Origin of the sequence: Dietzia sp., assembly GCF_036741115.1 — a bacterium.
In the GTDB taxonomy this organism is placed as follows: domain Bacteria; phylum Actinomycetota; class Actinomycetes; order Mycobacteriales; family Mycobacteriaceae; genus Dietzia.
Window position 1 is genome coordinate 1 of sequence record NZ_DAINST010000044.1, and the last position, 6,144, is coordinate 6,144.

Annotated in this window: 6 protein-coding genes and 1 pseudogene; 3 read left to right on the forward strand and 4 right to left on the reverse strand. The window is 65.8% G+C overall.

The annotated features are described in order from the left end of the window. Together V7E05_RS08335 and V7E05_RS08340 are read left to right on the forward strand one after the other, a co-directional pair. Positions 1-736, forward strand: a 736-nt coding sequence (locus tag V7E05_RS08335; RefSeq protein ID WP_333619204.1) for a helix-turn-helix transcriptional regulator, incomplete at its 5' end; no start/stop codon positions are given. A gap of 8 nt (positions 737-744) precedes the next feature. Further along, on the forward strand, positions 745-1,194 hold the full coding sequence (locus V7E05_RS08340) for a VOC family protein (protein WP_333619205.1): 450 nt from the start codon (positions 745-747) through the stop codon (positions 1,192-1,194). 111 nt (positions 1,195-1,305) lie between these two features. Here the strand turns inward: V7E05_RS08340 and qcrB are convergent, their stop codons facing one another. The 4 genes from qcrB to ctaE are packed head-to-tail and all read right to left on the reverse strand — an operon-like array spanning position 1,306 to position 5,668. Next, complete coding sequence (gene qcrB / locus V7E05_RS08345; RefSeq protein WP_442891636.1) at positions 1,306-2,934, reverse strand: cytochrome bc1 complex cytochrome b subunit; 1,629 nt, start codon at positions 2,932-2,934, stop codon at positions 1,306-1,308. Further along, positions 2,931-4,118, reverse strand: a complete 1,188-nt coding sequence (gene qcrA, locus V7E05_RS08350) for a cytochrome bc1 complex Rieske iron-sulfur subunit (RefSeq protein ID WP_333619206.1) — start codon at positions 4,116-4,118, stop codon at positions 2,931-2,933. Before qcrA ends, qcrB begins: the two co-directional genes overlap by 4 nt. After that, entirely contained in the window at positions 4,115-4,996 is an 882-nt protein-coding gene (gene qcrC / locus V7E05_RS08355; RefSeq protein WP_333619207.1) for a cytochrome bc1 complex diheme cytochrome c subunit, read from the reverse strand. Before qcrC ends, qcrA begins: the two co-directional genes overlap by 4 nt. Positions 4,997-5,056: 60 nt before the next feature. Continuing rightward, positions 5,057-5,668, reverse strand: a complete 612-nt coding sequence (gene ctaE, locus V7E05_RS08360; RefSeq protein WP_333619208.1) for an aa3-type cytochrome oxidase subunit III — start codon at positions 5,666-5,668, stop codon at positions 5,057-5,059. Positions 5,669-5,942: 274 nt separating this feature from the next. On the opposite strand from ctaE, the pseudogene V7E05_RS08365 reads away from it, so the two are divergent. Then, positions 5,943-6,144 (forward strand): annotated as a pseudogene (locus tag V7E05_RS08365) (anthranilate phosphoribosyltransferase); the annotation flags it as partial.

Consider the following 6,144-nt stretch of genomic DNA (forward strand, 5'->3'; position numbering starts at 1 on the left):
GTCCGTCCACTACGGCGTCCCCTCTGCGAGCGGCACCGTAATCCTCTCCTTCGAGGATCCGCTCGACGTGGGGTGGTCGGGCGAGACGACCTCGGAGCGCCTATGGACAACGGTCGCCGGATTGCACGTGCGGCCGTCGCTCATCCGGACACACGGCACGCAGCGCGGAATCCAGCTCGATCCGACGCCGTTGGGCTTCCGAGTGTTGTTCGGGGCGCCGATCGCCGCGGTAGCGCGCGAGATCGTGCCCCTTGCAGCACTGCCGCACGGGATCAGCAGGACCGAGCACGAGCGCCTCTCGGAGGTGCAGGACCGGTGGCGGCGCCTCGAGCTCCTCGAATCGCTGCTCCTCGAGCGTCTCGAGCGACTCGACCATCGCGATCGACTCGACCACGCGAGCATCCCGGCGGACATCGAACGCGCGTGGCGTCTCCTCTGCGCGGGTAGCAGCGTCGGGGAGACCGCGCGGGAGGTCGGCTGGTCTCGCCGCCACCTCGGGACTCGTCTGACGGCGGAGATCGGAATCACCCCCAAGCAGCTAGGCCGCGTTGCACGACTCTCCAGGGCGAGGGCTCTGGTCCGGATGGGGAGTACGTTGGCCGAGGCCTCGCAGCTCGCCGGGTATGCCGATCAGCCCCACCTGTCGCGGGAATGGCGAGCCCTCGCGGGGCAATCGCCCAGCGCCGAGCAAGAGTTCCCAATTCTTCACGACACCGGGACGCAGCGAGGACGATGATCGAAGGCATGACACAGGACAGCACGGGCCACACGGGCTCGACAGATCAGACCGCCAGCCACCCTCAACTGTTCCATTCGCTCACCTATGCCGACGCCGCCGGCGCCCAGCGTTTCCTCGAGGCCCTCGGGTTCGTGCGTCAGGGTGTCTACACGGACCCCGAGGATCCGAACATCGTGATGCACGCCGAGTACCGATGGCGGGATAACGGAGGGGTGATGTTCGGATCCGTCCGCCCCGGGAACTCGCACGCTAGCGTGGATTCCGTGGGAAAGGCGAAGTGCTACGTGGTGGTGGACACCGACGAAGAAGTCGACGCCGTCTACGCCAGGGGTATCGAGGCCGGTGCCCGATCGGTGGCCGAACCCGAGGATCAGGACTACGGCGGTAGGGGAGCGTCACTCGCCGATCCCGAGGGCAACGAGTGGTCGTTCGGGTCGTATGGAGGAGCGCAATAGCCTCGGCACACGACGCACGACATACGACGCACGGCGTACGCAGAAATGAAAAGCGGGGCGCGACCGGAATTCCGGTCGCGCCCCGCTCTGCTGTGCGCTGCGGTCGGGCCGCTAGCGCGAGTGCTCGTCGGACTTGAGGCGCTCGACGAGGCCCTTGAGGGTCTCGTGCTCGCCCTCCTCTGAGCGCTCGTCGTGCTCGTGGAGCGCGATGGCCTCGTCCTCGGGATCAGCCGTGAGCGCGCCGTACGGCGGCTTGCCCGTGAGCCCGAGCTGGTTGACCTGCTTGGGGATCGGGGCGCCCTGGTACTCGAGCGGAACCGGGTGTCCGTGCTCGTCCACCGGGCCGAGGGGCTGGTGGACCTCGACGAACTCACCGTGCGGCAGGCGCATGATGATGCCGGTCTCGATGCCGTGCTCGAGGACCTCGCGGTCGGAACGCTGGAGGCCGATGCACATGCGGTACGTGAAGAAGTACACGATCGGCGGCAGCAGGATCAGACCGATGCGGCCGGCCCACGTGGTCGCGTTGAGCGAGATGTTGAAGTGGTACGCGATGAGGTCGTTCGAGCCCATGAGCACGAGGATCACGTAGAACGTGACGGCCATCATGCCCGACGCCGTGCGAACCGGCGTATCACGCGGGCGCTGCAGCAGGTTGTGGTGCGAGTGATCGCCGGAGAACTTCGCCTCGAGCATCGGGTAGGCGAACATGAGCCCGACCATGACGCCGAGGACGATGGCGACCCAGAACACCGCGGGGATCGTGTAGTTGCCGAGGTAGAGCTCCCACGCGGGGAACACTCGAGCGCCGCCCTCCGTCCACAGCATGTACCAGTCGGGCTGGGAGCCAGCGGAGATGTGCGACGGATTGTATGGGCCGAGACTCCAGATGGCGTTGATCGTGAAGACGCCCGACATGAGGCAGAGCAGGCCGATGGTAATCGCGCCGAAGCCGATGGACTTGACGGCGAACACCGGCATGATGCGGATGCCGACGACGTTGTTCTCGGTGCGGCCCGGCCCGGGGAACTGCGTGTGCTTCTGGTACCAGACGAGCGCGAGGTGCGCGGCGATGAGCGCGAGCAGGATCGCCGGGATGATGAGCACGTGCAGGACGTAGAAGCGCGGGATCATGATCTCGCCGGGGAAGTCTCCGCCGAAGATCATCCAGTGCAGCCAGGTGCCTACGACCGGCATCGAGAGGATGATGCCGGAGGTGATGCGGAGGCCGGTGCCGGAGAGAAGGTCGTCCGGGAGGCCGTAGCCGAGAAAGCCCTCGACGATGCCGAGCAGCAGCATGACGCAGCCGATGGTCCAGTTCGCCTCGCGCGGACGACGGAACGCGCCGGTGAAGAAGATGCGGAGCATGTGGACGACCATCGAGGCGACGAACAGCAGCGCGGCCCAGTGGTGGATCTGCCGCACGAAGAGGCCGCCGCGCACCTCGAAGGAGATGTCGAGTGCGGTTTCGTAGGCCTTGGAGATCTCGATGCCGTTGAGCGGCTGGTACGCACCCTCGTAGATGACCTTAGACATGGAGGGATCGAAGAACAGCGTGAGGTAGACGCCCGAGACCAGCAGGATGATGAAGCTGTACAGCGCGATCTCGCCGAGCAGGAACGACCAGTGGGTCGGGAAGACCTTGTTCATCTGCTGGCGAAGGCCGCCGGCCATCGTATAACGGGAGTCGAGCTCGTCTGCTACGCCCGCTGCCCGTGAACTCATAGTGGTCTTGCTCATGACTTACGCTCCCAAAAGGCCGGTCCGACGGGCTCGATGAAGTCGCCGTTGGCGACAACGTATCCATCCTCGTCCACTGCGATCGGCAGCTGCGGCAGGGCGCGCGCGGCCGGGCCGAAGACGGGCTTGGCGTACTCGAGCAGATTGAACTGCGACTGGTGGCAGGGGCACAGGATGCGCTGCGTCTGCTGCTCGTAGAGCGACGTGGGGCAGGCGACGTGCGTGCAGATCTTCGAGAAGGCGTAGAGGTCGCCGTAGTTGAAGTTTTCCTGGCCCTCGCGCTTGATGACCTTCGCGCTGTCCTCGGGACGAAGCCGGAAGAGCATCACCGAGTTGCGGCCACCGTGGATTGAGGACATGTGCTCCTCGAAGTTGCCGAGCTCGCTCGCGGGGAGCGGGAACACGGTCTCGAGCGCGCCGGCGGAGAGATCGTTAACGTGCAGGCGCTCGAGGCGCCCGACGCCCTCGGGCGGGTGGCCCTCGGGGAAGACGCGACCGGTGTCGCGGCCGAGGTACACCTTCTGCGCCGGCATGCCGTCGGGGCGGTTGTTCGAAGCGAGGGTCCAGCCGGTGGTGTGGAGGGTGCCGTCACCCGAGATGGTCATCTCGTGGCGCTTCCACGGGTTCTTGATCATGCCGCCGAGCGGCATGATCGCGGCGAGGCCGATGAGGCCGCCGCCCGCGGCGAGCGCGCCCATCATCGCCTTGCGGCGACCGAGGGTCGAGGTCTTCCACGCGTTGTTGAGCTCCGCGACGATCGTCTTGCGGTCGACTTCGTCGGACGGGCCGTCGTGGCGAGTCTGGACGGTGACCTCGGCGAGGATGAACTTCTTCGTTACCTGCACCGCGCCGATGCCGATGGCGAGGATCGCACCACCGAGCGTGACGCCGAGGAGCGGGGTGTACAGCGAATAGAGGCCGTAACCGCTGTCCTGGAAGCCCTTGTAGTGCCAGGGCCACGCGATGTAGATGACGATGAACGCCAGGGCGAGGAGTCCTGCGAGCGCGAACCAGAAGGTGACGCCGGCGGCCGCGCGCTTCTCGGCGCGGGTGTGGATGTCCTCCGGCCAGCGGGGCTCGCGGTGGGCGATCTCGACGCCGTCGAGCGTGGTTCCGAGCTCGACGAGCTCGTATTCGCTCATCCGGTCGACTTCTGCTGCGCTTGGCTTCCTTACTTCGCTCATGAACGCGTTCCGATCCAAAGGGTCGCGCCGACGAGCGCGACGATTCCGATAAACCACATGGCCGCACCCTCGGTGACCGGGCCGAGCCCACCAAGGGCGTAACCGCCGGGGCTCTGGGTCTCGGCGTTCGAGCGGATGAAGGCGATGATGTCCTTCTTCTCATCGGGCGTGAGCTGGCGATCGGAGAACTTCGGCATGTTCTGCGGCCCGTTGAGCATGGCCTGGTACAGCTCCTGCTCGTTCGCCGGATCGAGGATCGGTGCGAACTTGCCGCCCGAGAGCGCGCCGCCGCGGCCGGTGAAGTTGTGGCAGGAGGCGCAGTTGAGGCGGAAGAGCTCACTGCCGCGCGCGATGTCTTCCGTCGAGGCCTCGCCGCTGGCGCCGCGCAGGGACTCCTGCGCGACCTCACCGTTGGAGTCGAAGACGATCTCCGGGCCGCCGCCGTGCGACTGGACGAACGCAGCGAGGGCGAGCGTCTGCTCCTCGTTGTACTGCGGGCGCTTGCGCTCGGCCTGGGCCTCGTTGGCCTTCATCGGCATGCGGCCGGAGTGCACCTGGAAATAGGTGGAACCCGAGCCGACACCATTGAGCGAGGGGCCGCGATCCTCCACACCCTGGAGGTTCGCGCCGTGGCAGGTGATGCACGAGACGTCGTAGAGGGCCTTGCCCTCGGCGATGAGGGCGGCATCGTCCATCTGCGCCGTGGCGACCTGCGGGTCGGGCGTGACGGCGGCGGCGAAGGCGCCCGCGCCGACCAGGCCGGCGGCGATGACGAGTGCGCCTGCGGCCTTCCTGCGCCGAGAGCTGGAGCGCCGGCGTGCCTTGGACGGCGAGTCCGTTGCGGACCTGTCCTCCTGGGGCAGCTGAGGTGAGTTCATCTGAGATCCCTTACGAAAAGTGGGCCTAGAGGGGATATGGCGGCGAGGTACGCGAGCCTCTTACTGGATGAAGTAGATGGTCGAGAACAGTCCGATCCAGACCAGGTCGACGAAGTGCCAGTAGTACGAGACCACGATGGCTGCGGTGGCCTGCGCGGGCGTGAACTTGCTCATGTGCGTACGCGCGATGAGGACCACGAACGCGATCACGCCGGCGAGGACGTGTAGCCCGTGGAAGCCGGTGGTGATGAAGAACGCCGAACCGTAGACGCTCGCCGAGATGGTCACGCCCTCGTGTACGAGGTTGTAGTACTCGTAGAGCTGGCCACAGACGAAGACCAGGCCCATGAAGGCGGACAACCAGTACCAACGGCGAAGGCCGAATACATCGCCCTTCTCCGCGGCGAAGACGCCCATCTGGCACGTGAATGAGGACGCCACCAGGATGACTGTCACCACCAGTGCGTAGGGCACGTTGAGCTGTGCCGCCTGGTTTGCCCAGTCCCCGCCGGAATTCGCCTTCGACACGAAGTACATGGCGAATAGACCCGCGAAGAACATGAGTTCTTGGGACAGCCAGATGATGGTGCCCATGCTGACCATGTTCGGCCGGTTCAGCGAATGCACTCGCTGGGCAATGGCCGCTTCTGAATTTCCAACTGCGCTCGTCACAACTAGAAGTATGACGTCTCTGTGTTCCGCTCGCTGCATCGACCCCCGGTTTCCTAAGAAACGTGCCGAGTTTTCCCAGCTCACCCGTCCAAAAAGGGGGGATAAGTGCTCAGGTTCACGCCTGGAACCAGATTCTCATGGCAGTCACAGGCGCAAGAGAGTCGGCAGGACGGTGGGTATTCGGGTGCGCGCGTGGCCCGCGGAGTGTGCGCGTCGGGGACCCGCCATGCGAAACCGCTGGGGGTAAGGGGAGAATAAGGAGAGTCAGTCCGAGATGTCCACGACGGGAGAGACCATGGCCGATTCGATGAAGGTGTCGACGACGGGCAGTCCCACGTGGAAGAGCGTCCTCGGCGCGCTCGTCGGGGGCGAGGCCATCGGTCGCGAACACTCGTCCTGGGCGATGCGCGAGATCATGGGTGGCGCGGCGACCAACGCGCAGATCGCGGCCTTCGGCGTGGCGATGCAGATCAAGG